Origin of the sequence: Sorangium sp. So ce406 (assembly GCF_051474675.1) — a bacterium.
Taxonomy (GTDB): Bacteria; Myxococcota_A; Polyangia; order Polyangiales; family Polyangiaceae; genus Sorangium; species Sorangium cellulosum_G.
Map to the genome: position 1 here is coordinate 10451890 of NZ_CP150340.1, position 25401 is coordinate 10477290.

The following is a 25401-nucleotide window of genomic DNA, read 5'->3' on the forward strand; positions in this document are numbered from 1 at the left end:
TGGACCAGAAATGTCCACGCGCGACGAGGTGGGCCCGTCTCGCGGCGGGCGCGCCGCGCTCCCGTCTCGCGGCGGGCGCGCCGCGCTCAGGGAGTGCGCGTCTTCAGGCTGTCGATGGCGTGAACCGGGGCCTGATCGCCGGCCATGAGGTGGGCGATGGCCCCGTAGACCAGCCGCTGGCTCTCCAGCATGCTCTTGCCGGCGAACACCGGCGAGGTCACGACGAGGTTGAAGTGCCCTCCGCCGCCCGTCACCTCGGCGGTGGAACCCTCGATCTTCTCTTCGATGGCCCGCTTCAAGGCCTCGGGGATCGACCCCTGAAAGGTGGTCAGGTGGATGGACATGGGGCGATCTATAGGCCATCGCCCCGCCGCAGGAAAGCCGGAGCGCTGGGCTCGGGCTCGCGGCGGGGCGCGCAGCGGGGAGGATCTGCGGCGGGGGATCAGGCGCGCGCGGCCGCGCCGGCCAGCTCGACCAGGCCGGCCGCGCCCATGCCGCCGCCGATGCACATCGTGACGATGGCGTACCGGCCGCCGCGGCGGCGCAGCTCGTAGAGGGCGGTCGCGGTGAGCTTCGCGCCGGTGCACCCGAGCGGGTGGCCGAGCGCGATCGCGCCGCCGTTCACGTTGAGCTTCTCCTCGGGGATCTCGAGCGCCCGCTGCACGTAGACGGCCTGCGACGCGAACGCCTCGTTGACCTCGAAGACGTCGATGTCGGCCATCTTCAGCCCCGTCCTCGCGAGCAGCTTCTTCACCGCGGGCACCGGGCCGATGCCCATGATCGCCGGGTCGACGCCGACGGTCACGAACGACCGGAAGAACCCGAGCGGCTTCACGCCGAGCGCGTCCGCCTTGGCCTTGCTCATCACGAGCGCGGCGGCGGCGCCGTCCGACAGCGGCGAGCTGTTGCCCGGAGTGACGCTCCCCTTCGCCGCGAACGACGGCTTCAGCCCGGCGAGCGCCTCCGCGGTCGTCTCCTTGCGGATCAGCTCATCGGTGCGGAAGTCGAAGGTCGCGCGCTTGCCGTTCTCGTAGCGCACGCCCTTCACGGTGACGATCTCGTCCTCGAACCGCCCCGCCGCGCGCGCCGCCGCCGCCTTCTGGTGGCTCTTCAGCGCGAACGCGTCCTGGTCGGCGCGGCTCACCTGGAACCGGTTCGCCACGTTCTCCGCGGTGATGCCCATCGGCGTGTACACCGTCGGACACCGCTCCATCGCCTCCGGCGACGCGCTCAGCTTGTTGCCCGTCATCGGCACCATGCTCATCGACTCGACGCCGCCGGCGACGGCGATGTCGACCGAGCCCATCGCGATGCTCCCCGCCGCGTTCGCGATCGCCTGGAGCCCGCTCGAGCAGAAGCGGTTGATGGTGATCGCGGAGCTCTCCTGCGGCATCCCGCCGAGGAGCGACACGACGCGCGCGACGTTGAGCCCCTGCTCGCCTTCCGGCATGGCGCAGCCGAGGACGAGGTCCTCGATGTCCTCCTGCTTCACCTGGGGGACGCGCTGGAGCAGCGCGGCGACGACCTCGCCCGCGAGCTCGTCGGGGCGCTTCAGCGCGAGCGACCCTTTGTGGGCCCGGCCAACGGCCGAGCGGACGGCCTCTGCAATTACGACGTCGACCATGGCGTTCACCTAGTTCCGGAGGGGCTTGTTGTTCATCAGCATGTACTGCATTCGCTCGGCGCTCTTGGGCTCACCGCACAGGCTGACGAACGCCTCGCGCTCGAGCTCGAGGATCTCGTCCTCGGTCACCTCGCGCGCCCCGCCCCCGGCGCCGCCGCAGAGCACCTCGGCGAGCTTGCGCGCGATCTTCGCGTCGTGCTCGCTGGCGTGGCCGCCGGCGACGAGCGTGTCGATCATCATCTGCAGCGTCGCGATCCCGCTCTCGCCCGGCAGCTTGTAGGCGCGCGGCACGGGCGCATGGTACCCGGCCTCGGCCATCCCGACGGCGCGCGCCTTCACCTCGTACAGCTGGCGCGCCCGATCGAACGAGACGCCGTCGGTCTTGCGGAAGAAGCCGAGCGCCTTCGCCTCGTCGGCGCTCGTCGCGACCTTGGCGAGCGCGATGTTCTTGAAGACCTGCGTCACGAGGTCGTACGAGTTCACCGGCACGCCCTCCGGGACGCCCTCGAACGCGCGCCAGAGCATGTTGAGCGTCCCCGCGCCGCCCGGGATGAGCCCGACGCCGACCTCGACGAGCCCCGCGTACGTCTCGGCCGCGGCCTGCACCGCGTCGCACGCGAAGCAGAGCTCGAGCCCGCCGCCCAGGGTCATCCCGTAGGGCGCGGCCACGACGGGGACGCTCGCGTACTTCAGCCGCTGCGTCGCGTCCTGGTACGCCTTCACCATCTTGCGGATCGCGTCCCAGTCCTTGTTCCCCGCGGCCATCGCCACCAGGAACAGGTTGGCGCCGACGCAGAAGTGCTCGCCCTGGTTGAAGACCACGAGCGCGCGGAAGTCCTGCTCGGCCTTCTCGGCGGCGAGCGTGAGCATCCCGATCGAGTCCGGATCGAGGCTGTTCGCCTTCGTCTTGAAGGTGACGCCGAGCACGCCGTCGCCGAGGTCCCACGCCTCCGCGCCGTCGTTGGCGAGCACCGCCTTCACGCCGCCCGCGGCCGCTCGCGCGCCGGCCAGCGTGACGTTCCGCGGATCGAGCTGGCGAGCGACGTACTCCCCCTTGAGGAGGTCGAACACCGCGCCGTCCTGGCGGTAGAACGAGGTCGCGCCGCTCTGCTTCATGCGCAGGATCGACTCGGGCAGCTTGATGCCGTCCTTCTGCATGCGCTCGACGGTCTCGGCGAAGCCGAGCGCGTCCCAGGTCTGGAACGGCCCGAGCTCCCAGTTGTACCCCCAGCGCATGGCGTCATCGACGGCCACGATGCTGTCGGCGATCTCGCCGATCCGCCGCGCGGTGTACGCGAGCGAGCGGGAGAGCACCTTCCAGGCGAACTGCCCGGCCTTGCCCGGGTCGCCGGCGAGCTTCTTCACGCGCGCGGCCGGGTCCTCGATCTTCTCGCACGACCTCGTGGCCTTCTTGATCGCCTCGTCGCCGCCGTGCGGGCGGTACGTCAGCTTCGCGGGATCGAGCGTCTCGAGCCCGTCCTTGGTCTTGCGGTAGAAGCCGCCCTTGGTCTTGTCGCCGAGGAGCTTCGCCTCGATCATGCTCCGGATGTACGAGGGCAGCTTGAAGACCTCGCGGTCCTCGTCGCGGTCGAGCGACGCGTAGCAGTTCTCGGCGACGTGGGCGAAGGTGTCGAGCCCGACGATATCGCCTGTCCTGAAGCTCGCGCTCTTCGGGTGGGCCATGGCGACGCCGGTGATGGCGTCGACGTCCTCCGGCGCGAGCCCCTCCTCGATCATGAGGTGGATGGCCGTGAGCATCGCGTGGGTGCCGATGCGGTTGCCGACGAAGTTCGGGGTGTCCTTCCCGAAGACGATGCCCTTGCCGAGCACGTCCTCGCCGAACCTCCGCACGCGCGCGACGACGGCCGGATCGGTGTCGGGCCCGGTGACGAGCTCGAGGAGCTTCATGTACCGGACGGGGTTGAAGAAGTGCATGACGAGGAATCGCTTGCGGAAGTCCTCGGAGCGCCCCTGCATCATCTCCTCGATGCGCAGCCCGGAGGTGTTCGACGCCGCGATCGCGTCCGGCCGCATGACCTGCTCGAGCCGCGCGAAGAGGGCGCGCTTCGGCTCCATCTTCTCGATGATGGCCTCGATGACGAGGTCGCACTGCGCGAGCTCGGCGAAGTGATCTTCCGTGTTGCCGGTGCGCACGAGGCGGGCGTGCGACGGGTGGAAGAACGCGGCGGGCCTGGCCTTGAGGGCCTTCTCGAGCCCGCCCGCGGCGAACCGGCTCCGGGCGGCCGGGTCCTGCCGCTCGGCCTCGCTGAGGTTCGGGGGCACGATATCGAGGAGCAAGACCTCGATGCCGGCGTTCGCGAAGTGGGCGGCGATGCCGCTGCCCATGACGCCCGCGCCGATGACGCCCGCGCGGCGGATTGGTTTCGTCATGCAGATCCTCCGAGATGAATGGGGCGCAAACCATTGGCGCAAAGGGCGCCGAGCGCAAGCGTATCCGGGGTGGACGGCCGCGTGGGTGAGCGCGCACCGTTGTGCTTCGCTGGCGCGGCGAGCGGCGAGGCGCGGTGAGCGACGTCTAGCGTGGTGTGACACCGCACGCGCCAGCGCAGGTGTGCGGTGAATAGCGACTGCTGCGATGAGCCCACGGCGCGCCGGGCAGCGATGGCGACGCGCCCAACCAGACACGTCAACGTACCTTGGAATACCCTCAGTACGTTTCTTCCAGCGATTGACGTCCTCGGCGCGTCGCCGGGCGAACGCGAGGTTGAGAGCGGCAGGCGCTGGGCGGCCTGTCCAGAGCGTCCGCCTGTGACGCGGGCGCCCCTCAGGCGCTATGGGTCGGGCTCGCAGCCGGTGTTTCCGCCCTCAGTGCCATGCCTGGGCGGACTGCACCGGCTGCCCGGTGCGGTCGTGCTCGGCCAGGAGGCGCTTCGAGATCTCGGCGCACACGGCGCAAGAAGCGAAGCGCGACCGGTGCAGGCACTGGAGCCATGTCGCCGTCCCCTGGGTGAACTCGATGTCATCGAGGTGTTTGCCGCAGGCGACGCAATGGATGTGCTTGTGCTGCTGGGGCGCCGCCGGGCGCGCCGGCGCGAGCGCCTTCCGCTCGCGCTTGGTCAGTCGCTTTTCTCGCTTCATGATCTCCTCGATGACGGGGGTGGCTGCACGGCATCGTGCTGGCGCGGTCCAAGCTACCATGCGTTTCAGGCCGACGGGCTCGCCCGCGCCTCGCCGGTCGCGGCGCTCCACTCAGCGCAGCGCCGACTCGAAGCGCGGCGCCGCCTCGAAGGTCTCGGCGAGGGTCCGGCGGTACTCGTCGGCCATCTGGACGAGCCCGTCGATCAGCAGCGCCGCGTCGTGGTCCGAGAAGCCCTCCAGCGACGCCACGCACGAGACCGAGACCTCGTCGCCGGTGATCGACACGCGGAACTCCCCCGTGGTCTGGTCGTTCATCGTGAGCAGGAACCGGTAGAACGGCTCGTGGTTCGCCGCCGGCAGGCCGACGACCGGCGCGCGCAGCGTCAGCAGGCGCCCCGCCTCGTCGATCTCGACGTCCACCTGCGTCGCCGTCTCCGCCGCCGGGAACGGGCGCTGCGCGATGCGCCACGTCCTCGGGCCGACGCGCGCCCGGTTGGCGATGATCCCGAGCGCCGACAGGCCCTGGCGGATCACCCGCTCGACCCCTGCGCGGGCCGGGGCCGGCGCGAACGCGTGCGGCAGCAGCCGGCCGCAGCCCAGGCAGCGATCGCTCTCGACGTCGAACGGCTCGTCGCACGCCGGGCAGCGGTAGACGGGCGCCCTCTCCCGGAGCTCGACCAGCGGCCGGTCCGCCGAGGCGAGCAGCGGCTGGAACGAGCCCGCCGGCAGCACGACGCTGTGGCCCGGGAGCTCTCCCGCGACGCCGGACGGCGCCGCCACCACCCCGAGCACGCGCCCCTCCGGGTCGAGCACCGGCGCGCCGAGCGGGGCCGCCACGTCGAGCTCGAACGCGGGGAGCTGCCCGTCGACCTTGCGCGCCACGTGGCACACCCTGGCGACGGCGAGGCGCAGGCTCTGCCCCGGCAGGCAGCTCAGCACGGCGACGCGCTCGCCGAGCCGCGGCTCCGCCGAGGCGCGCACGGCGAGCGCCGCGACGCCCGGCGGCTCGCCCGGCGCGACGATCGCCACGTCGCGCCCCACGTCGACGGCGATCGCGCGCCCCGCCATGCTCCGCCCGTCCTCGAGCGTCAGCGCGACGTCCGTCGGATAGCCGAGCCCGCGCCGGCTCGTCACCACGACGCCGTTGCCGAGCGCCACCCAGCCGGTCGTGACGAGCGCGCCGGCGCGGATCGCCACGATCGAGCGGCGCGCGCGGGCGACCCGCTCGTGGAGCAGGGCCAGATCGCCGTCGCCGTGCGGCGCGAGCTGCGACGTCATTGGGCGACGATCCTCGAGAGCGCCGTCATCAGCAGATCGATCGTGCCGGGCTTCGCGCCGTCGCGCTGCGCGTAGGCGACGATGTCGCGCAGCCGCTGCTCCGTCTTGACGGGCAGCTTCGTGCGCACGAGCAGCTCCGAGAGGGCGCCGATCGCGAGGAAGTGGCGGAGCATCGGGTCGGCCGGCGCGCGCTCGATCTCCCGCAGGTAGCGGCCGAGGTGCTCGCGCGCGAGCGCCGCCGTGGTGAGCGGATCGACGTGCAGCGGCTTCTCCTCCGCCACCTGCCCGCGCAGCGTCACGAGGCGCTCCATCGCGAGGAACGCCGGCTCCGCGACCCCGGCCGTGCCCCCGCGGCGCCCGCCCTCGGCCTGGATGAGCTCGCGGGTCGCGGCCGCCGTGCAGCGGTAGAGGTGCGCCACCGCGTCCGGCATCGTGTCGCCGTACTCGTAGATCGCCCGGAACACGGTGCACCGGATGAGGAGCACCATGACGCCCGGCCGCTCCTGGAAGCTGAGCGCCGTGCCGAGCACCTGCGCGTCCCGGAGCAGCTGGCAGAACCGGTCCGCCGGCGTGTTCGTCGACTCGGGGCGGGACGGGATGTTCTGGCGCGACGGCGGGTCGATCTCGACCTCCGGCAGCGCGGGCGGGCGCACCGACACCGGGGTCGTCACGGCGGCCATCACGCTGGAGTTCGAGCGGCGAAAGGGCACGGTGCGCGCGCTGCGGCGATCGCTGATCTGCGCCGGCGTGTCCGCGGCCGGCGCGTGCTCCCCCGAGAGCGGGGCCGCGGTCGCCGGGGCCGGCTTCGCGGCGCCGGCCTCGGGCCCAGGGATCGCCACGCTGCTGATCGCCTTCGACGCGGCGCCGCCGTCGTGCGCCGGCGGGAGGATGCCGGCCTTGGCCGACGGCGCGCCGCCGTTCCTCGCCGACGCGGCCATCGACGTCGGCGCCGGGACGGACGCCAGCGACGGCGACAGGATGTCGGGGATCGCGTCCGCGTCGCGGATGGGGCGCGCGACCGACTCCGGCAGGCGCGGCAGCGGGGGCGCGGCCCACGCCGAGTGCTCCTCGTGCGGCGTCCGCACCGCCGAGATCGGCGGCGGGGGCGCGACGGCCCGCACCGACGGAGCGCTCGGCGGGCGGCCCGGCGTCGGCGGGATGGAGAAGCTCTTCAGGGGTCGCGCGCGGCCGGCCGACGCCCACGTCAGGCTCGCGCGCTGCTCCTCCGAGAACGGCGGTCGCGCGTCGAACCAGGCGGCCATCGTCGCCCCGAGCCGCTCTGCCGCCTCGCCGCTCTCGCGCAGCGCGAGGCGCAGCGCCTCCGGCGTGAACGCGGCGACGCGGCCCACGCGGCGGAGCAGCAGCAGATCGTCCCGGAGGCAGAGCCGGAAGGGCTCGGGGCCGCCGGAGAGCTCGAGCGCCGCCCGGAGGAGCGGCACCCGCTGCCGCTCCGCGACGCGCGCGACCGGGACGTCGATCGACACCCGCTCGTTCGCCGCGTCGAGCGCGACGAACAGCGTCGCCGCCCCGAGCGGCACGATCCACCCCACGCCCTCCTGCAGCGTCGTCGCCTGGACGCTCGTCCCGGCCTCCGCCGACGCGCAGTGGGACACGAAGCGCACCGGATCACGCGCGCGCCAGGCCTCTACCGAGCTCCCGTCCCAGTCGGCGTCCGCGGGCGGCGGCTTGCGCGAGATCGCCGGCGAGCGGTCGACCCCGCACGCCTCGCACCGCGGCCCGCGCAGCGGGAAGCCGCACGCCGCGCAGAAATCGGAGGCCGGGCTCGACGGGACCGCCACGCCCGACAGCATACCTCAGCGCAAGGCCGAGGTGGCACCGGGGTTTGCTCTCACAGGAACGGATTCAGGTGGAGCGCGACCTTGGCCTGCCGCAGGTTGTACTGGACCCTGCGAATGAAGTGGATGAGCAGGTAGGCCCAGACGGCGAAGGTGACCACGCTGATGACGAGCTGGACCGTCTTGCTGACGCCGATCACCATCCAGAGCGCCGTCAGAAGGAAGGCCCCGAACGAGAGCGGGACGAACCACTTCCAGCAGAGGTTCATCATCTGGTCGATCCGGACGCGCGGCAGCGTCCAGCGGATCCAGATGACGACAAAGACGAGCAGCCAGCTCTTCAGCAGGAAGAGGAAAACACCGAGGAGCTGGAGTCCGAAGCTCGCCTCCTGCTGGGCCGGCGAGACGCCGGGGATCTGCCAGCCGCCGAGGAAGAGCGCGCTCGCGATGCCGCACATCACGAAGACGTTCGCCCACTCGGCGAAGAAGAAGAAGAGGTACCGCATGCCCGAGTACTCGGTCGAGTAGCCGGCGACGAGCTCGCTCTCCGCCTCGGGCAGGTCGAACGGCGCGCGGTTGCCCTCCGCCAGCGCCGTCGTGAAGTACAGGAAGAACAGCGCGAACGTGATCGGGTTGCGGAAGACGAACCAGTACCAGGGCCAGCCGCCCACGTCGAGGAACGAGGCCCCCGTGCCGCCCTGCGCGCCGATGATGTCCTGAAGGCGCAGCGACCCGGTCATCATGACGATGCACACGATCGCGACCGCGCCGGGGATCTCGTAGCTGATGATCTGCGCCGCCGAGCGGATCCCGCCGAGGAGCGACCACTTGTTGTTCGACGCCCAGCCGCCGGTCATGAGGCCGATCGTGACGAGCGAGGTCACGGCGATGACGAAGAGGATGCCGATGTCGAGGTCGGCCGCGATGAGGTACTGGCCGAACGGCATCACCACGAACGTCGCCGACACGCCGACGAACACGAGGTAGGGCGCGAGCCGGAAGAGCACCCTGTCGCTCTCCGCGGGGATGACGTCCTCCTTGAGGATCGACTTGATCCCGTCGGCGATCCACACGAGGAAGCCCTGCGGCCCGGCGCGGTTCGGCCCGATGCGGGACTGCATGCGCGCCGAGACGCGGCGCTCGACCCAGGTGATGATCCCCGCGGTCGGGGCCATGAAGAGCAGGATGATCGCGGCGGCCACGCCGAGGATGATCCCGGCGCCGAGCAGGTCGGTCGGCGCGCTCGCGTGGAATCCCTCGGTCGAGACCTGGACCTGGGACGGGGTCGCGCTGCCCCGCCGGATCCCGACCGTCGACAGCCGCTCGTGGCCGCTCGGGATCACGTCGCCCCTCGAGAGGACCTTCACGCCCTCGAAGCTCGTGATGATGTCGCCCGGGGCGATCTGCGCCCGGCTCGCCGGGCTCGCGTCGCGCACGCCCGTCACGACGAGCCCGCCGGACGGCGGCGACTCGGCCGCGACCTCGACGCCGAGGAACGCGAGCGCGCGCGCCCCCTCCTTCTCGCGCGCCTCGATGACGGCGCGCCGCGGGGTCGGCGGGATGAAGTCGAGCGTGACGCCCCGCACCGTGCCCGCCACGGGGAGCGCCCCCTGCGTGGTCGCGGGGATCTCGACGACGACGTCGCCGTGGAAGGTCGTGTGCACCGCGTCGTCGCCGCGGCCGGCGAAGCGCGCCTGCAGCCCCTCGGAGAAGACCAGCGAGACCTTGCTGCTGCTGACCTGCGCGTCGTCGATCTCGATGCTCTGATCGGTGAGCGGCGCCTGGCCCGGGCGCCGCAGCGTCCCGCGGAACGTGACGACCGCCTCCTTCGCCTCGGCGGTGGGCAGGTTGGTCCCGAGGATCTCGATGCGGTCGCCGAGGTCGACCTCGCGCGGCACGACGTCGATCACGTTCAGGAGCTCGGGCGCCGTCCGGCTCCGGGCGCAGCCGGCCGCGCCGAGGAGCGCGACCAGGGCGAGCAGGCACGGGAGGAAGCCTCGAGGGAGAGCTCTCCAGGGTGGAGATCCGCGCATGGCGCCGCTTATAAACCGCGCCGCGCAAACGGTCGAGATTGCGGAGGATCGCGCTCGGCCCCCGCCGCGGGCGGCGCTGATCAGCGAACCGGCACGCCGGGCGCGCCCCGGACGGGGAGGAAGTACCGGCTGCCGTCGAGCTCGTTCACCCCCACGTAGAGCTCTGCCTCGAACACGTCCCTGAGGCGGCGGTAGGTCATCACCTCCTCGATGGTGCCCTGCGCGACAAGCCGCCCGCCCTTGAGGAGCGCCACCCGGTCGGCGTACTGGGCCGCCGCGTTGAGGTCGTGCAGCACGGCGACGCAGGCGAGGCGCCGCTCGGCCACCTCCCTGCGCACGACCTCGTGGACCTCGATCGAGTGGCGGATGTCGAGGTGGGCCCCCGGCTCGTCGAGGATCAGCACCTGCGCCTCCTGCGCGAGCGCCCGGGCGATGGCGACCCGCTTCTGCTCGCCGCCGGACAGCTCGGCCACCGGCCGCCCCGAGAGCTCGACGAGGTCGCAGGCGCCGAGGGCGCGGGCGACCGCCACCTCGTCGCGGCCGGAGGCGCGCATCCACGCGCCCTGGTGGGGCGCGCGGCCCATCATCACGACCTCGCGCACCGTGAACCCGGGCGCCGAGGCGATGCCCTGGGGCACGACCGCCACGCACCGCGCGATCGCCCGCCGGTCCATGCCGCCGAGCGGCCTTCCCAGCAGGCTCGCCTCCCCCCGCGCCGGCCGCAGGGCCCCGGACAGGACGCGGACCAGCGTCGACTTTCCGGCGCCGTTCGGCCCCAGGACGGCGCAGAGCTCGCCCGCGCGCACCGCCAGGCTGATCCCTTCCAGCGCCAGCCTCCCGGTGGGATAGCTCGCGGTCACGTCACGCAGCTCGATCGCCGGCTCCTTCAAGCGCCGCCTCTTTTATCGAGTGATATCGAGTGATCTTTCCTTGCGCGAGGTTTCTAGCGGTGGTCCAATCGACTCGAGGCGTAGAGGAGATGGAAACGGCGAAGGAGACCCTGGGCAGCGGCGAGGTACCGCGTCGCGTTATCAAGCGCTACTCCAATCGGAAGCTCTACGACACGAAGGACAGTCGCTACGTCACCCTGCAACAGATCGGGGAGATGGTGCGGGCCGGCGAGGAGGTCCAGATCATCGACAACGCGACCAAGGAGGACAAGACCGAGGTCACGCTGGCGCTGATCATCTCGGAGGACCTCAAGTCGCAGCCGCGCTCGGTTCCGCTCGGCACGCTGAGGGATCTGATCCAGGAGCGAGGCGAGCGGCTGCTCTCGCAGCTCCGCGAGGGGCCGATCGGCCGGCTCATCCCCGGCGCGGTCCCCGGGGAGGGCGGGGTTGCAGCGCCGGGCGCGCCGCAGGCGCCCGCGCCGGAGCAGGCGGCCTCCGCGTCGCCGTCCCAGCCGCCCCCGCCGCTCGACGCGGACAGGTCGAGCCACGCGAAGGGCCGCCTGAGCGGCATCGTCGAGAGCTCGAAGCAGACGCTCGATCAGTGGCAGCAGGCCGTCGACGATCGCATCCTGTCGATCCTGCCGGGTCTCGGGCTGGTCCGCGATCTCCAGGCCGATGTCAAGCGCCTTTCGCAGCGCATTGACGAGCTGGAGGCGAAGCTCCAGGGACGCGCGGGTGAGCAGATCGAGGGCACCGCTCCCCTCCAGGCCGGCTCCGCCACGGACGAGCCCGCGGGCGAGGGGCAGGGGGGCGAGAGCAGGCCGGAATAGTCCTGACCGCCCCTCTGTTCCCCCGTCGATCCCATGCCGTTCTTCTTCAGCAAGAAACCTGCGTCCGTAGCGCAGGACCTGTCGTTATCCAGCAGCGAGGGGGGGCGCGCGGACGCCTTCGAGGTCGAGCTGCTCGGTCATCTGGACACGCTGTACGGCGTGAGCTGCAGGATGACCAAGAGCTCGACCGAGGCGGAGGATCTGGTCCAGGACACCATCGTCAAGGCGATGCGCGCCCGGGATCAGTTCGAGCCCGGCACCAACCTCAAGGCCTGGTTGCTCCGGATCCTGACGAACACGTTCATCAACCGGTACCGGCGCGGGGGCCTCGAGCGAGGCATCTTCGAGGGCCCTGACGCCGAGCCGCTCACCGACGGCTGGGTCGGTGCGACGACGATGCGCGCGATGCGCGATCCGGAGACCCAGGCGCTCACGCCGCTCATCGAGGCCGAGGTGCAGCGCGCCCTCGACGAGCTGCCCGAGGAGTTCCGCCTCGCGGTGGTGCTCTCGGACATCGAGGAGCTCTCCTACAAGGAGATCGCCGAGGCGATGGGCTGCCCCATCGGCACGGTGATGTCGCGGCTGCACCGGGGCCGCAAGCTCCTCCAGAAGACGTTGCGCGAGCACGCGGTCCTGATGGGCATCGTCAGCGCCGACGCACCGAAGGAGGCGCCCGCCGACCTGGACGCGTACCGCAAGCGGAAGCGGGGTGTCGCATGAGCGCCGCGAAGTCGATCGAGAGCTGTGCGCAGTTCGAGTACGCGCTGTCGGCCTACGTCGACGGCGAGCTGGATCCGGATCACGCGGTGGACCTCGAGTCCCACCTCGTCCAGTGCCCGCCGTGCTTCGAGCAGGTGAAGGTGCTGCGCTCGCTGCGCGCGAGCCTGAAGCGGTCGAAGCCCCCGGCGTGCCCGAACGCGCTGCGGGCGCGCGTCGCGGCGTCGATCGCGCACGAGCACGCGCGCGAGACGGCGCAGTCGTTCGAGGCGAGGCCGCGCCTCATGCACAGGGGCTACGCCGCCGCGCTCGCCGTGGCCGCGGGCGTCGTGTTCATGGTGGGCGTGACGCGGCAGCGAGCCGCCGCGCCGCCGCCGGAGGCCGCGAAGAGCCCCACGAAGATGGAGGCCGACGCGGCGCGCGCCGAGAGCGTCGAGATCCTGCTCGACGACCTCGTCACCCAGCACGCCCAGCCGCTGCCGCCGGAGACGACCAACCCGGAGGACCTGCCGCGCTTCGATCCGTTCGTCGGCGTGCCGGTCCGCAGGCCGGAGTTCCAGTCGATGCCCGTGAACTTCATGGGCGCCCGCGTGCACACGATGCGCGACCGGCGCGCCGCGCTGCTCCAGTATGTCGTGAGGGGCAACCACCGCGTGACGGTGTACCTGTTCAACTCGCGCGCGGTCCCGGTGCAGAAGGCGCAGCCGATCCTCCAGCCGCGCGTCGTGCGGGAGCGCCCCGTCTACGTGGGCAAGATCAACGGCTACTCGGTCGTCGCCGCCGAGCGCAGCGGCGTCGGCTACGCGCTCGCCTCGGATCTCGGCGACGACCTCAGCACGCAGCTCGTCCTCGCTGCGATGCAGTGACCGCGCCCGCGCCCGCCCGAGCGGGCGCGTCCGTCTCCGCCCCTCCCCTCACCCCTCCCCTCGACCACCCCAACCCGCGAGAGACCGCATGCGCTTCGTCTTCGTCATGGATCCGCTGAGCCGCGTGGCGCACGACAAGGACACGTCGTTCGCCTTCATCCGAGCGGCGCAGGCGCGCGGACACGAGAGCTACCACTGCCTGCCGCGCGACCTCTCGATCGAGGGCGGCGAGGCGCACGCCTCGACGACCCCGGTGATCATCGGCGACGCGCCCCCGTACATCTCGCTCGACCTCGCGGGCGGCCCGCGCCGGCTCCGCCTCGCGGACGTCGACGCGATCTTCATCCGCAAGGACCCGCCGTTCGATCGCAGCTACCTGTACGCGACGCTGATCCTGGAGCGCGCGCGGCGCTGCCCGCTCATCGTGAACGACCCGCGCGGGCTGCGCGACGCCAACGAGAAGCTCTACGCGCTGAACTTCCCCGAGTGGACGCCGAGGACGCTGGTCACCGCCGATCGCGAGCAGATCCACGCGTTCGTCCGCGACCTCGGCGGCACGGCGGTGATCAAGCCGCTGGACGGCGCGGGCGGCCTCGGCGTGCTGCAGATCAGCGAGCGCGACAAGAACGCGCGCGCGATCGCGGACATGATGACGAGCGAGGGGCACCGCCTCGCGATGGTGCAGGAATACCTCCCCGCGGTCGTCCAGGGTGACAAGCGCGTCCTCTTGCTCGACGGCGAGCCGCTCGGCGCCATCCTCCGGGTTCCGCGCGACGACGACCACCGCTCGAACATCCATGTCGGCGGGCGCGTTGTCTCGACGGAGCTGACGCCGCGCGAGCGCGATCTCGTCCGGGCGGTCGCGCCTCGCCTGCGCGCCGACGGCCTCTTCTTCGTGGGCCTCGACGTGATCGGCGAGCGCCTGACCGAGGTGAACGTCACGAGCCCGACGGGCATCCAGGAGCTCGGCCGCTTCACCGGCACCGATCCCGCCGAGCGGGTGATCGCCTGGGCCGAAGAGCGGGCGCGCGGCCGGGCGCGCGGGTGACTGGCCGCGCCTGGGCGTCCGGAAGTTGGCCCGGAGGTCCGGTTTCTGCGAAGGCTCCCGTATGGGCGAGTCATTCGAGCGATGTGCCGTATGTGAAGATCGCGAGCTGGACGGCCGGGAGGGCGCGCCGTCCGGGGATACTCGCGCGAGGACGCGGATGGCCCGCGTGGTCATCCAGGGGCGCTCGCTGAGCCTGTGCCGGTCGCACGCGGCGACCGTCGCCGCCGCCATGCCGGAGACGTTCGAGGAGATGCGCGAGCTGTTCGTGGGCCTCCAGCGCGGCGGGCCGCCGGCGCAGGGCGACACGTCCGTCGAGCGCCGCTCCCCGATCCCGCGCCGCAACCCCGAGGATCGGCGCGTCTTCCCCCCGCGTCCCGAAGGCCGGCGGCTCGGAGCCGGACGCCGCGCCACCGACCCGCGGGAGTGATCGCGAGGCTCGCGCGGATCATCGCGCCGGCGCGAGGTCCACGGTGCCCGGCGCTCGCTGACCCGACGCCGAGCGTCGCGAGCAGCCTGGAGCAGCGTGGTAGGTTCTCGCCATGAGGTCTCATCGACGCGTCGTCATCGGGCTGGGGTCGAGCATGGGCGATCGCCTGGCGACGATCCGCGCCGCCGTCGCGGCGCTCGACGCCGATCCCGACATCGAGGTGGTCCGCGAGTCGCCGCGTTACGAGTCGCCGCCCGCAGGTGGCCCGCCGCAAGGCGACTACGTGAACGCCGCGGTGCTCGTCGCCACCTCGCTGTCCGCGCGTGAGATCCTCGAGCGCACGCTCGCCGTGGAGCGTTCGCTCGGGCGGACGCGCCCCGATCCGGTGCGGTGGGGCCCGCGGACGATCGATCTGGATCTGCTCTGGATGGAGGGCGAGGCCGTCGCGGAGCCGGACCTCGAGGTGCCACACCCGCGGCTGTGCGAGCGGGTCTTCGCGCTGAGGCCGCTGCTCGACGTGGCCCCCGACGCGCGCGACCCGCGCACGGCCCTCGCGTATGCCTCGCTCGCCGAGGCGAGCGCGCCCATTCGCCGGCTCGATCCGGGCTGAACGGCGCGCTCGATCTGCGCGCCCCGGCGGCGCGCGCCGTGGCGCTGGTCTAGCCGGCGCACGTGACGGCCGGCCGCGGCGACGGCCGGCCGCGGCGGCGCCCGAGCGCGCGCTCAGCTCGGGCGAGGTGCCCCGCCGGATCGAGCCCGGAGCCCCGCGCTGCCGCCGGCGTACGACGCCGCGCTGCCGATCGCGACCATCACGACGAGCAGCAGCGCCCACCCCAGCGCGCCCGCCGGCGCGCCCTCGGCGAGCGCGAGCGCCCAGGCCAGCGCCGCGACGACGGCCCCGCTCGCGGCCGCCTCGCGCCGCCCGGCGCGCCCGCCGAACCGGCCGACGAGGTAACCCCCGGCGACGCCGGCGAGCGCGAACGCGATCACGTTGAGCCCGACCATCGCGAGCCGCACTCGCGTCGGCGCCTCGGCGTCTCCAGCCCGCTCGAGCATCCGGCGCAGCAGCGTGTTGACGAGCCCCGCGAGCGGCAGCCACGCGATGAACGTCGCCACCGTCCCGAGCGCGATCCAGTGCCACGGCGGACGGTCTTCTCCCTCCTCGTCGCCGCTGCTCTGCAGCACGGGGAGCTTGCGCTTCTCCGGCGCGGCCGTGGCATCGCGGCGAGGCGCCGCGCCGGGCGCACCGCCGCCGACGATCGGGAGGCGTCGCTTCGGCCCGTCGGCCATGACGTCAGCTCGGCTTCGAGGTCGGAGGCGCAGCGGCGGCAGGAGCCTTCCGCCAGAGCTTCCGCGCTTCATCCTGCAGGCGAACCAGCCGCCGCTGCTCCTGGATCAAGCCGCCGTAGGCGCGAGGCACCCGCGGATCCTTCGCCAGCGCGTAGAGGACCTGGAGCGCCGCCTCGGCGTCGTCCGTCGCGCGGTGCGCCTTGTCCAGCGTGATCCCGAGCCGCGCGGCCATGTCGCCGAGGGCTCGGCTCTCCTCGTTCTTGTAGAGCTCACGGGCGAACGTGAGCGGGTCGATCCAGTCGACCTCCCGCCGCATGGCGGGCGGCGGCTCGCGCGGGCGCATGCCCACGCGCTCGAGCTCGGAGAGGAGGAACGAGCGATCGAAGGCGGCGTTGTACGCCGCCGGGATCGCCCCCTTGAAGCAGACGAGGATCTCCTCCGCGACCTCCGCGAACGACGGCTTGCCCTCGACGTCCGCGTCCTTGATCCCGTGGATCGCGGTGCTCTCCGCGGGGATCGGCCGCCCCGGATGGATGAGCCAGTTGTAGCGGGTCAGGATCTCGCCAGCGCGGCCGATGACGATGCCGAGCTCGATGATCCGATCCCCCGCGGGGTCGCGCCCCGTCGTCTCGACGTCGATGAAGGCGATGGGCTGATCGATCCAGGCGCTGCCCGCATCGATCTCGGACGCGACGCCGACGGCGCGCACCTTGAGGAGGTGCGCGATCCCAGGGTAGTGCCGGCCCGTCGGGAAGCAGCCGCACGGGTCGGCGACCTTCACGGCTCCCTCGGCTTGGCGGGCTGGGCGGGCTGGGCCGGTCCGGCAGAGGGCGCGGGGCGCGCCGCGCTGCCCGCGGGCGCGCTGCTGCCGGCGGCGGGGCTCGCGCTGGCGGCCGGGATCGCGCTCGCGGAAGCGGGCGCGTCGGTCGCGCCGGGCTGGGCGACGGCCGGCTTCGGCGGCGCGGGCCGCGGGGTGTGGCCGAGGAGTTCCAGCTCGACCTTCACCCACTCCTCGAGATCCGCGGGCGGATTCGAGAGGAGCTGCAGGTCGGCCTCGCGGCCGTTGACGAAGACCAGGGGCGTGCCGTCCAGGCCGACCTCGTCCGCCTGCTTCTTGTCCTTGTCGATCCGCGCCTTGGTCTCGGGCGAGACCAGGTCGGCGCGGAACTTCACCATGTCGAGCTTGAGCCGCTGCGCGTAGCGCTCGATGTCGGCCTGCTCCAGCTTGTCCTGGTTCTCGAAGAGCAGGTGGTGCATCTCCCAGAACTTGCCCTGGTTGAGCGCCGCGATCGCGGCGCGGGCGGCGGGCTCGCCGTGGACGTGCGCCGAGAGCGGGTAGAACTTGAAGACCAGCCGCACCTGCCCGTCGAAGCGCTTCACGAGCTCCTCGAGCACCGGCGACATGAGCCGGCAGAACGGGCACTCGAAGTCGGCCCACTCGACGATCGTGATCGGCGCGTCGGGCGGCCCCATGTCGGGCGAGCCGTCCGTGGCGAGCGTCCGGACCTTGTTCGCGTCGAAGCGCATGTGGAACGCGTCCTCGCGCTCCTTCTTCGACCGGCCGTCCTTGACCTGCTTGAGCAGGAGCTGCGCGGCGGGGAGGCACGCCTTGCATGGCCGCTGCTCCTTCACGCACTGCGCGATGCTCACGGGCGTGTCCGGACAGGGCGAGAGGAGCTCGGAGACCTGGGCGGCCCACTCTCGACGCTCGCGGGGCGTGAGCGAGGAGGTGTCCACACCGGCGAGCGAGACCGAAACCTCCGGGCTCGGGGCGGGTTTCGGCTCGCTCGAACCCGAATTACCAGGACAGCCCGTGACGCTGATCGAAGACAGCGCGAGGAGCGGCAGCATCCAGCGCAGGAATGACATCGCGGCGCGAGCTTAGTCGGACCCTTTGCGAGATGCTAGCGCGGGTGTAGCGTCGCCGGGTGAGGAGCGTCCTCTACCGCTTCCCGGATCTGCAACAGTTCGAGCAAATCGTGTGCGATCCGGAGGACGGCGACCTCGAGCTCGGGCTGCCCGCGGGGGAGGTGGTCGCCGACGGCGAGTGGGTGCTCGCCATCTTCGAGCTGGGCGAAAACCGCCGCGCCACGTCGGCGGCAGCGTGCGCTTGCATCTCGCCCGAGGGAGCGCGGCTCACGTTCGAGCCGCGCGACTGGCGCCGCCTCGCCCACTTCGCGCAGACGGAGGCGACCCGCCCTGGATCGATGCCCGACACCGACGCGGCCGCGCTCCTCCGCGCCGCGGGCGAGGTCCGTCCCGCCGCGCCGCCGGACGGCAACCTCGACGTCGATGCAGCGGGCCGGGCGCCCTCACCTCCCCGGCTGAGAGGCAAGGGCGCGCGGGTCCTCGTGGTCGACGACGATCCGGACGTCCGCGGGATGCTCGCGACGATGCTCGAGGCTGTCGAGCTCGCCGTCGTCACCGCCGCCAGCGCGGAGGAGGCGCTGGAACACGTCCACGGCTCGGCGTTTCACCTCGTGGTGCTCGACTGGAACCTCCCGAAGATGACCGGCATCGAGCTCTGCCGGACGCTGCGGCAGGATCCCGGGCTCCGCGATCTGCCCGTCTTCTTCCTGACCGCGAACGCCTCGTCGCAGGACATGGTCCACGCCTTCGCCAGCGGCGCCGACGAGTACATGGTGAAGCCGTTCCGCGCCCCCGAGCTCCGGGCGCGCATCTTCAGCCTGCTCCGCCGGTCCCGGCGCGGCGCCTCCTGAGCCATCGCGCCGCGGCGCCGCTGGCCGCTCAGAAGCCGACGTCCACGTTGACGTTGAGCACGCCGATGGTCTGCGCGTAAACCCCGCCGGAGTCGGGAGCCCTCGAGTTGCCCGCCAGGCCAGCGGTGATGCTCTTTCCCGTGGTGTCCCGGCTCGCATAGAACAGGTGCGTGTACGACGCCGCGAGGTGCAGCTTCTCCGCGAGCTCGAAGCGCCCCCCCACGGCGAACGAGACATCGTGAAAGTCGGTCGCCGAGGGATCCAGGGTGTCGTCGGGCACAGCGTTGGAGTCGTACCCGACGCCGCCGAAGAGCTCGACCGGGGGCTTCGGCCAGTAGCTGACGCCCGCGCGCACGCCGAACGTGTCGTTCCAGCGCCGCACGATGTTCTGCACCACGCCGGCGGGGTCGACGGCGGAGCCGTCGCTCCTGATCGCGCACGACGCGCCCACCTGGGTGAGGCACTGGTTTTCCATCGAGCTCCACCGCGTCCAGTCGCCGAAGAGCCGGATCTCCAGGCGCTCCGCCGGGACGAAGCGGGCGCCGAGCCGGACGATATCGGGCAGCCCCTGGTGAAGCTCGACGGCGGTCGGAGCGCTCGACACGCCGTTGAAGCGGTTGGTCAGCGTGCCTTCCAGCGTCTCGCCCCCCGTGACGTTCGGCCGCGACTGGTACGACGCGCCCACCCAGAGCTTCTCCGGCATCGCCTCGATCAGCGCGCCGACGCCGAAGCTCGCGTGCAGCCCGCTCACCTCGAGCAGCGAGCGCCCCTCGGTGGCAAGGAGGTTGTCGCCGGAGGCGTTGCGGGCGCGGACGGTGCTCACCTGCGTCCGGATCAGGTTCCCCGACGCGCCGAGGCTCAGGCGGAGCGCCGGGATCTTGTAGGCCGCCGCGAGCGTGAAGAACATCGCCTGGAGCGAGGACTCGATGGAGTGCCACCGCTGCACGCCGTCGACGGGCCCCGCGAGATCGCCATTGTCGTCGAAGGCGCTGTTCCTGCCCCAGGACGCCGCGCCGCCGAAGGGCACGTAGATACCGGCGCCCAGCGCCAGGTCACCGAACCTGGCCGACGCGCCGAGCATCGGCGAGGCGGCCTCGTTGAGCAGGCGCGCCTCACCGGTGTTCGCCTCCGGAACCGTCACGTCGTCGGACGCCGCCTGCGTGTGCGCGTAGGACGCGGCGCGCAGCGCGAAGGTCCCGTCCAGGAACAGGTGAATCCCCTCGCTCTCGGCGAGGCCCGCGGGGTTGTAATAAACGGCGGTCGGATTGCCGGTGATCGGGTTGCCGTGCTCACCGCCGAACCGCGCGGTCGCGAAGCCGCCGGCGAACGCCGGCCCGGTCCAGACAAGGCCGCCGAGGAGGCCGACGGAGAGCGCGATGCAGTGGCGGTGGATGAGCATGGCCGGGTGTTCTCGGTACGGGGCGGAGGAACGCGCACCTGCGACAGACCTGCGTGGTAGGGTGTGTCACCTGCCAGCTCGCGGGACGTTCGACCCGATCGAGTCAGATGTCACCTTTCGCACGGTGTCAAATGCTTTTCTCCCGCCCCATCCGGACAACGCTCGCCTCTGCCACCCTCTCCTGCGCCGCGCTCCTCGCCGGGTGCGCCGACCCGCAGGGCAGATACGATGACTTCCAGACGCGCGACACCGCCATCCGTGAAGACCAGGCCAGCGGCGACGGGGGCAGCGACGGAAACGGTGGCAACGGCGGTGGTGGGAGCGGCGACTGCCTTCCGGAGGCAGGGGCCCCCGATGGCGACTTCTTCTTCAGCCTTTCTGCGAATATCAGCCCACGGGCCCCCATCGTCTTCTTGAGCAAGCTGACCACCGAGGCGAGCGACGGCGGCCTGAGCTTCTCGCTGAGCTTCCAGCCGCTGGAGGCCGCCGATCGCAAGACGCCCACGGGCGAGCCGATCGACGTCGGGCCCTACGAGGTGTCCGCCGACGGGCAGTTCACCGCGGAGCTTCCGACGCTCGTGGTGCCAGGCAACGCAAACCCCATCTCCGGCAGCGAGCTCGAGGCAACCATCACGCTGACCGGCGCCCTCTGCGCGCCCGCCGACTTCGTCTGTGGCGATGTGACCGGCACGGCGGCGAGGCCGATCGCCCTGGATCTCAAGGGCTCGACGTTCGCGATGGAGCGCATCACCGATCCGAGCAGCTACCCGGCGCCGGTCATCAACTGCGACAGGGATCCGGCGCGCCCGCTCCCGTGATCGCCCGGGAGCGCAGGCGCCGTCGACGGACGCCGGAGCACAGCGGGATCTCGAACGAGCGCGGCCGACGGTTCGGGCCGCGCAGCAGCTCGCCGGGCCGGGCCTAGGCCAAGGCCTCGGCCGCGGCGGTGCCTTCGAGCTCGATCAGCGAGATCTCGGACGGCGCGCCGACGCGCATCGGCGGGCCCCAGTAGCCGGTCCCGCGGCTCACGTAGATCTGGGTCTCGCCGTGGGAGGACAGCCCGGCCACGTAGGGCTGATCGAGGCGCACGAAGAGGCCCCAGGGGAAGATCTGGCCGCCGTGGGTGTGGCCGCTGAGCTGCAGGCCGACCCCGCGCTCCGCGGCCTCCAGGATCTGCTTGGGCTGGTGCGCGAGCAACACGAGCTCCCGGGAAGGATCCCGCCCGGCGAGCGCGCGCGCGAGGTCGGGGCCATGATCGCGGCCCATGTTGCGGGAGCTCCAGTCGTCGACCCCGGCCAGGTCGAAGCTGAGCTCGCCCTGGCCGATCGTGACGCGCTCGTTGCGGAGCACCCTCACGCCGAGCCGGCGGAGCTCCGCGATCCAGGCCTCGACGCCGGAGTAGTACTCGTGATTGCCCGTCACGAAGAAGACCCCGTGCCTGGCGCGCAGGTCGGCGAGCGGGGCGGTGTGCTCCCGGAGCTCTTCCACGGAGCCGTCGACGAGATCTCCCGTGATCGCGACGACATCCGGCTCGAGGGCGTTCACGCGCGCGACGACGCGCTCCAGCCACTCCCGTCCGATCGTCGGACCGATGTGAAGGTCCGTGAGCTGAACCACGCGAAAGCCCGACATGGCGGCGGGCAGACGGCGGAGGCGGACGCGCACCGGGCGGACGGCGACCTCGCCGAGGGCGCTCGCGGCGCCGGCGAAGCCGAGGCCGACCGCGAGCGCGCCGACCGCGCCCGCGATGGCGCGCGAGAGGAACGTACGGCGATCGCTGTCGAGCGGCGGCTGGCTCAGGAGCGCCGTGACGCCGTGGGCGCCGAGGCGGACGAGCTCCGAGGTGAGCAGGAGGAAGAAGAGGAGGACGGCGAGGCCGACCCACGTGTAGACGACGCCCGCGACGATGCTGCCGATGTGCCGGGGGAGCGCGCGCGTGACGAAGAGGCCGACCGGCACGAGCAACGCGAGCACCACCAGGGCCACGCTGCCGACGCGGTGCCAGAGCGGGCCAAGATCGGGCGCGCGGATCAGGCGCTGCCAGAGGTAGTAGTGGACGCCGGCCACGATGGCGCTGAAAACACCGATGAAGAGGAGGAAGGGGAGGAGAGGCCGCTGCACGCGCCCAGCATGACCACGGCAGCGCGCGCCCGCCGCTCCGATCCACGCCGGCGCGGAGATCGGCAACACTTTTTAACGGGCCGGGGGAGCTAGAGCGTGTTGACGCACACGCCGAACCCCGGAGGGTAGGCGCTGCTGCCGCCCTGGCACTTGGCGCCTGCGCCGCAGTCCCGCGCGCTCCCGTCGATGCGGCAGAGCTGCTTGCACTGGTTCGTCAGCATCGAGCACACGAACCCGGGCGCGCACGGGCAAGACTCGTTGGCCCGGCCGGCGCCGGGCGTCACGCAGCTCGTCGTCCCGTCCTCGCGGACGATCGTGCAGGTCTGCCCTGCCGGACAGACGCTGTCGTTCAGGAGCTCGCAGTTCACCGCGGGAACGCAGACTGGGATCGAGACCGGAGCGCCGCCTTCGAGGATGGATTCGGCCATCGGCCGCTCGTCGCAGTACGTTCCAGGCGAGCAGCTCTCGACGTTGCCGCAGCAGTATTGCCGGCACACGCCGCCCTCTCCGCCGACCGCCGCGCAGCCCAGCCCGATCGCGCAGTCCGTGCCCCGGTGACAGGGGCCGCCCTTGTCGAAGCGGCCCACCGGCTGGCAGCTCGGAATCGCGTCGCCGTCGACGAGCGCGAGCTGGCAGTGCAGCATCGGCGCGGGGGACATCCCCGTGCCCGCGCCGCCCTCCGACGACGAGCACTCGCTCGGATCGCCCCCCGGCGTGCAGCCGTCGCCGCACAGGTGAGCGAAGCGCGTGTAAGGATCCGGCGGCCCTCCCGCCGCGGGGATGTTGACGTCCTCTTCCACCGCGGTGGCCCCGCCGCCCCCGCTGAGGCCATCGTCCCCCCCGGCGCCGGCGCTCACGAACGGAGCGCTGTCGCCCGAGCCGGTGGACCCCTCCTGGCCCGGCGCTCCCCCCGCGTACTCCGCGTCGTCGCCAGCCGATCCGTCGGACTGGGCCATCCCACACGCGGAGACCGCGGCGATCGAGAGCGCCGCGAGACCATGAAGCAGCAGGGCACGTTGGTAGCTCATTCCAGGGTCACCAGAAAAGAACAAGCGGAGTGAGCGTATCATGTCCCCATTCAGCATTCATAGAATGTGCCGTCCCGGCATGCCTCCCGTGCACGCTGACGCAACGTGGGTCGGGACGCCGTCGTTCGCGATGCGCGGCGTACGCGGCACGCGGGAGCGCCGCTCCTGACCGGGCACCTGGCGCAAGCATGACGCCGGTGTCGCGCCGAGGGCTGCGCCCCGCACCGCAGGGATCGCGCGGTGACGGCGCCTACCGCGCCTCGATGTCACGGGTGACCACGTTGCCCGCGCTGTCGTAGGCGCGCACCGCGAGCAGGTGCGAGCCGGGCGGCACGATCGCGCTGAGGTCCGCGTCGAACGGCTCCGCCGCCTCGTCGAAGATGCCGTCGCTCGGGAAGATGGGTCGCCACTCCTCCAGGCCGGCGATCGAGACCTCGACGCGGGCGACCGGACCGAGCCCATCCACGACCTCGCCCGTGAGGCGGCGTCCCTGCAGCGCGAGCGTCCGGAACAGCGGCGGCGTGGTGTCGACGAGGACGGTCCCCGACTCGAGGCTGTGCCGCAGCGTGCGCTCCGGCGGGTTCGCCAGCTCGTCGCTCGCCTCGACCAGGATGCGGTACTCCCCCTCGGGGAGCGCGGTCGTGTCCCACACGTGCTCGGCGCGCGTCACCTTCTCGCCCGGCTTCAGCATGCTGCGCCAGGTCGACTGGCCCTCCATGCGGTAGGACAGCCGGTAGCGGAGGTCGTCCTGATCCGGGTTGTCGACCTTCCACGTGAGCTGCAGCGAGGTCACGGGCTTCGGCGCCTCCCCGCCCGACGGCGGGAAGCTCGTGCGCGAGGGCTTCGTCTGCCCCTTCGGCGCCGCCTCGATCGACGTGACCACCGCGCGCGCGTTGTCGGTGACGAACGCGAGCTTCACCTCGCGGAGCACGGCGCCAGGATCGCGGCTCCAGCGCGCGCGAATTTGCACGAAGCGCGCCGGCGGGCTCTTCGTGTCGCCCGGCGCCGCGAGCGCGGGAGACCACGGGCTCCAGGTGCTGTCCGGCGTGTCGGTGTTCCCGCTCCGGGTCTCGAGCTCCAGCGCGCCGTCGGATCGCCACGTGAGGCGCCCGAACGTCGCGCGCAGCCCGGCGTCGAGCACCTTGCTCGTCCACACCGCCGAAGCGCCGCCGACGCCCTTCACCTCGTGGAACACCGCGGGGTCGGTGGTGGCGATGAACCTGCGCTTCCCGGCCAGCAGGAACGCGCCGACCTGGCGCTCGTCCGTGTCGGCGACGAGCCGCGCGACGTGGTTGTCGCTCACCGTGTAGAGCTGGCCTTCCGCGCCCGTCCCGACGAACGGCGTGAGATCGTCGCCGAGGCCGAGCGAGACGTAGTGGGTCTCGTCATCGCTCATCATCCGCTCGGCGACGCCGCTCCGATCGAAGCGCACGAGCAGGCCCTTGCCGGGCTTCTGCGCGCGCGCCGGCTGCGGCGACGGCGGCCCGCTCCGGTTGCGCTTCGGCGGCGCGAACGCCTCGGCGTACTTGTTGGCGATCGCGTAGATGGCGCCGCCCTTCGCGCCCGGCGCGACGGCGATGGCCTTCACGTCGTCGGCGTCGAAGTCGTGGAGCACGGTCGCGCGCCCGGGCGCCGTTAGCTTGTAGAGGAGCGCCTTGCCGTTCGAGCCGGCATAGACGGCGCCGTCGTCCGCGACAGCGACGCTCACGAGGTGCGGCTCGTCGCTGTCGAAGTACACCTGCGCTTTCCCCGCGGCATCGATGCGGAACAGCTTCCCCTCGGGGCCGGTCGCCGCGTACAGCGCCCTGGCCCTGGGGTCGTAGGCGAGGCCCCAGATGTCCTCCGTCTGCGGGAGCTCGGCGAAGAGCTTCGCCGGGCCGCCGTTGCCGCCGCCGCGCGGCAGGCGGTAGAGCTTGCCCTCGGGGAACGTCCCCGCGATGACGTCGCCGTCGAACGCGATCGCGAGCGCGCTGACCGCCATCTGCCCGGTCGTGGCCACGACCGCGACCCGGCCGCCCGACACGCCGTAGATCTTCCCCTCGTTGCCCGTGCCGAGCAGCACCGTCCCGTCCGGCAGCGCCGCGGAGCTCCAGACGGACGTCGCGTCCGGCAGCGGCGTCGCGCCGAGCGTCAGCCCGGCGCGCACGTTGCCGTTCGAGTCCACGCTGACCCCGGTGAGATCCCCGCCCTTGAGGTCCTCGAGCGTCTTGAGCTCGAAGCTGCGCGTGCCCACCG

At 72.1% G+C, this 25401-nt stretch carries 23 protein-coding genes; 8 read left to right on the forward strand and 15 right to left on the reverse strand.

The annotated features are described in order from the left end of the window. Nucleotides 1-86 precede the first annotated feature (86 nt). The 8 genes from WME96_RS39190 to WME96_RS39225 all read right to left on the reverse strand — a co-directional run bounded on the left by WME96_RS39190 (nt 87) and on the right by WME96_RS39225 (nt 10720). A complete protein-coding gene (locus WME96_RS39190) occupies nt 87-344 on the reverse strand; it encodes a BolA/IbaG family iron-sulfur metabolism protein (protein ID WP_061613513.1) in 258 nt (85 codons plus the stop codon). Nucleotides 345-442: 98 nt separating this feature from the next. Then, nucleotides 443-1624: a thiolase family protein gene (locus WME96_RS39195; RefSeq protein WP_437286670.1), complete on the reverse strand. Its 1182-nt coding sequence runs from the start codon at nt 1622-1624 to the stop codon at nt 443-445. A gap of 9 nt (nt 1625-1633) precedes the next feature. Continuing rightward, nucleotides 1634-4015 carry a 3-hydroxyacyl-CoA dehydrogenase/enoyl-CoA hydratase family protein gene (locus WME96_RS39200; RefSeq protein ID WP_437286671.1) on the reverse strand — a complete coding sequence of 794 codons (2382 nt, stop codon included), beginning with the start codon at nt 4013-4015 and terminating at the stop codon, nt 1634-1636. A gap of 435 nt (nt 4016-4450) precedes the next feature. Then, on the reverse strand, nt 4451-4723 hold the full coding sequence (locus WME96_RS39205; protein WP_437286672.1) for a hypothetical protein: 273 nt from the start codon (nt 4721-4723) through the stop codon (nt 4451-4453). A gap of 111 nt (nt 4724-4834) precedes the next feature. Beyond that, nucleotides 4835-6001, reverse strand: a complete 1167-nt coding sequence (locus WME96_RS39210; protein ID WP_437286673.1) for a trypsin-like peptidase domain-containing protein — start codon at nt 5999-6001, stop codon at nt 4835-4837. Continuing rightward, nucleotides 5998-7800: a hypothetical protein gene (locus WME96_RS39215; RefSeq protein ID WP_437286674.1), complete on the reverse strand. Its 1803-nt coding sequence runs from the start codon at nt 7798-7800 to the stop codon at nt 5998-6000. Before WME96_RS39215 ends, WME96_RS39210 begins: the two co-directional genes overlap by 4 nt. Nucleotides 7801-7850: 50 nt before the next feature. Continuing rightward, nucleotides 7851-9830: an NADH-quinone oxidoreductase subunit NuoH gene (gene nuoH / locus WME96_RS39220; RefSeq protein ID WP_437286675.1), complete on the reverse strand. Its 1980-nt coding sequence runs from the start codon at nt 9828-9830 to the stop codon at nt 7851-7853. An 80-nt stretch (nt 9831-9910) separates the two neighbouring features. Then, nucleotides 9911-10720, reverse strand: a complete 810-nt coding sequence (locus WME96_RS39225; protein ID WP_437286676.1) for an ABC transporter ATP-binding protein — start codon at nt 10718-10720, stop codon at nt 9911-9913. Between the two features lie 89 nt (nt 10721-10809). Between WME96_RS39225 and WME96_RS39230 the strand changes: the two genes are divergently transcribed. From WME96_RS39230 to folK, 6 genes are all read left to right on the forward strand, one after another. Further along, nucleotides 10810-11550, forward strand: coding sequence for a polyhydroxyalkanoate synthesis regulator DNA-binding domain-containing protein (locus tag WME96_RS39230; RefSeq protein WP_437286677.1), 741 nt, complete (start codon nt 10810-10812; stop codon nt 11548-11550). Nucleotides 11551-11583: 33 nt separating this feature from the next. Further along, nucleotides 11584-12270, forward strand: coding sequence for a sigma-70 family RNA polymerase sigma factor (locus tag WME96_RS39235; protein WP_433930115.1), 687 nt, complete (start codon nt 11584-11586; stop codon nt 12268-12270). Beyond that, the gene (locus tag WME96_RS39240) at nt 12267-13133 is read left to right on the forward strand and encodes an anti-sigma factor family protein (protein WP_437286678.1); all 867 of its coding nucleotides are present in this window, start codon (nt 12267-12269) and stop codon (nt 13131-13133) included. Before WME96_RS39235 ends, WME96_RS39240 begins: the two co-directional genes overlap by 4 nt. A gap of 88 nt (nt 13134-13221) precedes the next feature. Further along, nucleotides 13222-14181 carry a glutathione synthase gene (gene gshB / locus WME96_RS39245; RefSeq protein WP_437286679.1) on the forward strand — a complete coding sequence of 320 codons (960 nt, stop codon included), beginning with the start codon at nt 13222-13224 and terminating at the stop codon, nt 14179-14181. A gap of 157 nt (nt 14182-14338) precedes the next feature. After that, nucleotides 14339-14608, forward strand: a complete 270-nt coding sequence (locus WME96_RS39250; RefSeq protein ID WP_437286680.1) for a hypothetical protein — start codon at nt 14339-14341, stop codon at nt 14606-14608. 112 nt (nt 14609-14720) lie between these two features. After that, nucleotides 14721-15218, forward strand: coding sequence for a 2-amino-4-hydroxy-6-hydroxymethyldihydropteridine diphosphokinase (folK, locus tag WME96_RS39255; RefSeq protein WP_437286681.1), 498 nt, complete (start codon nt 14721-14723; stop codon nt 15216-15218). Between the two features lie 113 nt (nt 15219-15331). Here the strand turns inward: folK and WME96_RS39260 are convergent, their stop codons facing one another. The 3 genes from WME96_RS39260 to WME96_RS39270 are packed head-to-tail and all read right to left on the reverse strand — an operon-like array spanning nt 15332 to nt 17767. Beyond that, on the reverse strand, nt 15332-15898 hold the full coding sequence (locus WME96_RS39260; RefSeq protein ID WP_437286682.1) for a hypothetical protein: 567 nt from the start codon (nt 15896-15898) through the stop codon (nt 15332-15334). A 4-nt stretch (nt 15899-15902) separates the two neighbouring features. Beyond that, nucleotides 15903-16679 (reverse strand): 3'-5' exonuclease, encoded by a 777-nt coding sequence (locus WME96_RS39265; protein WP_437286683.1) that lies wholly within the window; start codon nt 16677-16679, stop codon nt 15903-15905. Beyond that, nucleotides 16676-17767 carry a DsbA family protein gene (locus WME96_RS39270; protein WP_437286684.1) on the reverse strand — a complete coding sequence of 364 codons (1092 nt, stop codon included), beginning with the start codon at nt 17765-17767 and terminating at the stop codon, nt 16676-16678. Before WME96_RS39270 ends, WME96_RS39265 begins: the two co-directional genes overlap by 4 nt. Before the next feature lie 59 nt (nt 17768-17826). Here WME96_RS39270 and WME96_RS39275 point away from each other — a divergent pair, with 59 nt between their 5' ends. Beyond that, the gene (locus WME96_RS39275) at nt 17827-18618 is read left to right on the forward strand and encodes a response regulator transcription factor (protein WP_437286685.1); all 792 of its coding nucleotides are present in this window, start codon (nt 17827-17829) and stop codon (nt 18616-18618) included. Nucleotides 18619-18646: 28 nt separating this feature from the next. On the opposite strand, the gene WME96_RS39280 is transcribed toward WME96_RS39275, so the two are convergent. Continuing rightward, nucleotides 18647-20017, reverse strand: coding sequence for an OmpP1/FadL family transporter (locus WME96_RS39280; protein WP_437286686.1), 1371 nt, complete (start codon nt 20015-20017; stop codon nt 18647-18649). A gap of 131 nt (nt 20018-20148) precedes the next feature. Here WME96_RS39280 and WME96_RS39285 point away from each other — a divergent pair, with 131 nt between their 5' ends. Then, a complete protein-coding gene (locus WME96_RS39285) occupies nt 20149-20835 on the forward strand; it encodes a hypothetical protein (RefSeq protein WP_437286687.1) in 687 nt (228 codons plus the stop codon). 103 nt (nt 20836-20938) lie between these two features. On the opposite strand, the gene WME96_RS39290 is transcribed toward WME96_RS39285, so the two are convergent. From WME96_RS39290 to WME96_RS39300, 3 genes are all read right to left on the reverse strand, one after another. Then, nucleotides 20939-22138, reverse strand: coding sequence for a metallophosphoesterase (locus WME96_RS39290; RefSeq protein WP_437286688.1), 1200 nt, complete (start codon nt 22136-22138; stop codon nt 20939-20941). Between the two features lie 89 nt (nt 22139-22227). Then, a complete protein-coding gene (locus WME96_RS39295; protein ID WP_437286689.1) occupies nt 22228-23166 on the reverse strand; it encodes a hypothetical protein in 939 nt (312 codons plus the stop codon). Nucleotides 23167-23416: 250 nt separating this feature from the next. Then, nucleotides 23417-25399, reverse strand: a complete 1983-nt coding sequence (locus WME96_RS39300) for a hypothetical protein (protein ID WP_437286690.1) — start codon at nt 25397-25399, stop codon at nt 23417-23419. Nucleotides 25400-25401 lie beyond the last annotated feature (2 nt).

Bases quoted from the DNA above. Each gene is read 5' to 3' on its own strand.
- WME96_RS39235 (WP_433930115.1), top strand. From the start codon at position 11,584: ATGCCGTTCTTCTTCAGCAAGAAACCTGCGTCCGTAGCGCAGGACCTG.
- WME96_RS39195 (WP_437286670.1), bottom strand. From the start codon at position 1,624: ATGGTCGACGTCGTAATTGCAGAGGCCGTCCGCTCGGCCGTTGGCCGG.
- WME96_RS39270 (WP_437286684.1), bottom strand. From the start codon at position 17,767: ATGTCATTCCTGCGCTGGATGCTGCCGCTCCTCGCGCTGTCTTCGATC.
- WME96_RS39280 (WP_437286686.1), bottom strand. From the start codon at position 20,017: ATGCTCATCCACCGCCACTGCATCGCGCTCTCCGTCGGCCTCCTCGGC.
- WME96_RS39250 (WP_437286680.1), top strand. From the start codon at position 14,339: ATGGCCCGCGTGGTCATCCAGGGGCGCTCGCTGAGCCTGTGCCGGTCG.
- WME96_RS39260 (WP_437286682.1), bottom strand. From the start codon at position 15,898: ATGGCCGACGGGCCGAAGCGACGCCTCCCGATCGTCGGCGGCGGTGCG.
- nuoH (WP_437286675.1), bottom strand. From the start codon at position 9,830: ATGCGCGGATCTCCACCCTGGAGAGCTCTCCCTCGAGGCTTCCTCCCG.
- gshB (WP_437286679.1), top strand. From the start codon at position 13,222: ATGCGCTTCGTCTTCGTCATGGATCCGCTGAGCCGCGTGGCGCACGAC.
- WME96_RS39210 (WP_437286673.1), bottom strand. From the start codon at position 6,001: ATGACGTCGCAGCTCGCGCCGCACGGCGACGGCGATCTGGCCCTGCTC.
- WME96_RS39230 (WP_437286677.1), top strand. From the start codon at position 10,810: ATGGAAACGGCGAAGGAGACCCTGGGCAGCGGCGAGGTACCGCGTCGC.
- WME96_RS39285 (WP_437286687.1), top strand. From the start codon at position 20,149: ATGCTTTTCTCCCGCCCCATCCGGACAACGCTCGCCTCTGCCACCCTC.
- WME96_RS39240 (WP_437286678.1), top strand. From the start codon at position 12,267: ATGAGCGCCGCGAAGTCGATCGAGAGCTGTGCGCAGTTCGAGTACGCG.
- WME96_RS39295 (WP_437286689.1), bottom strand. From the start codon at position 23,166: ATGAGCTACCAACGTGCCCTGCTGCTTCATGGTCTCGCGGCGCTCTCG.
- WME96_RS39190 (WP_061613513.1), bottom strand. From the start codon at position 344: ATGTCCATCCACCTGACCACCTTTCAGGGGTCGATCCCCGAGGCCTTG.
- folK (WP_437286681.1), top strand. From the start codon at position 14,721: ATGAGGTCTCATCGACGCGTCGTCATCGGGCTGGGGTCGAGCATGGGC.
- WME96_RS39205 (WP_437286672.1), bottom strand. From the start codon at position 4,723: ATGAAGCGAGAAAAGCGACTGACCAAGCGCGAGCGGAAGGCGCTCGCG.
- WME96_RS39200 (WP_437286671.1), bottom strand. From the start codon at position 4,015: ATGACGAAACCAATCCGCCGCGCGGGCGTCATCGGCGCGGGCGTCATG.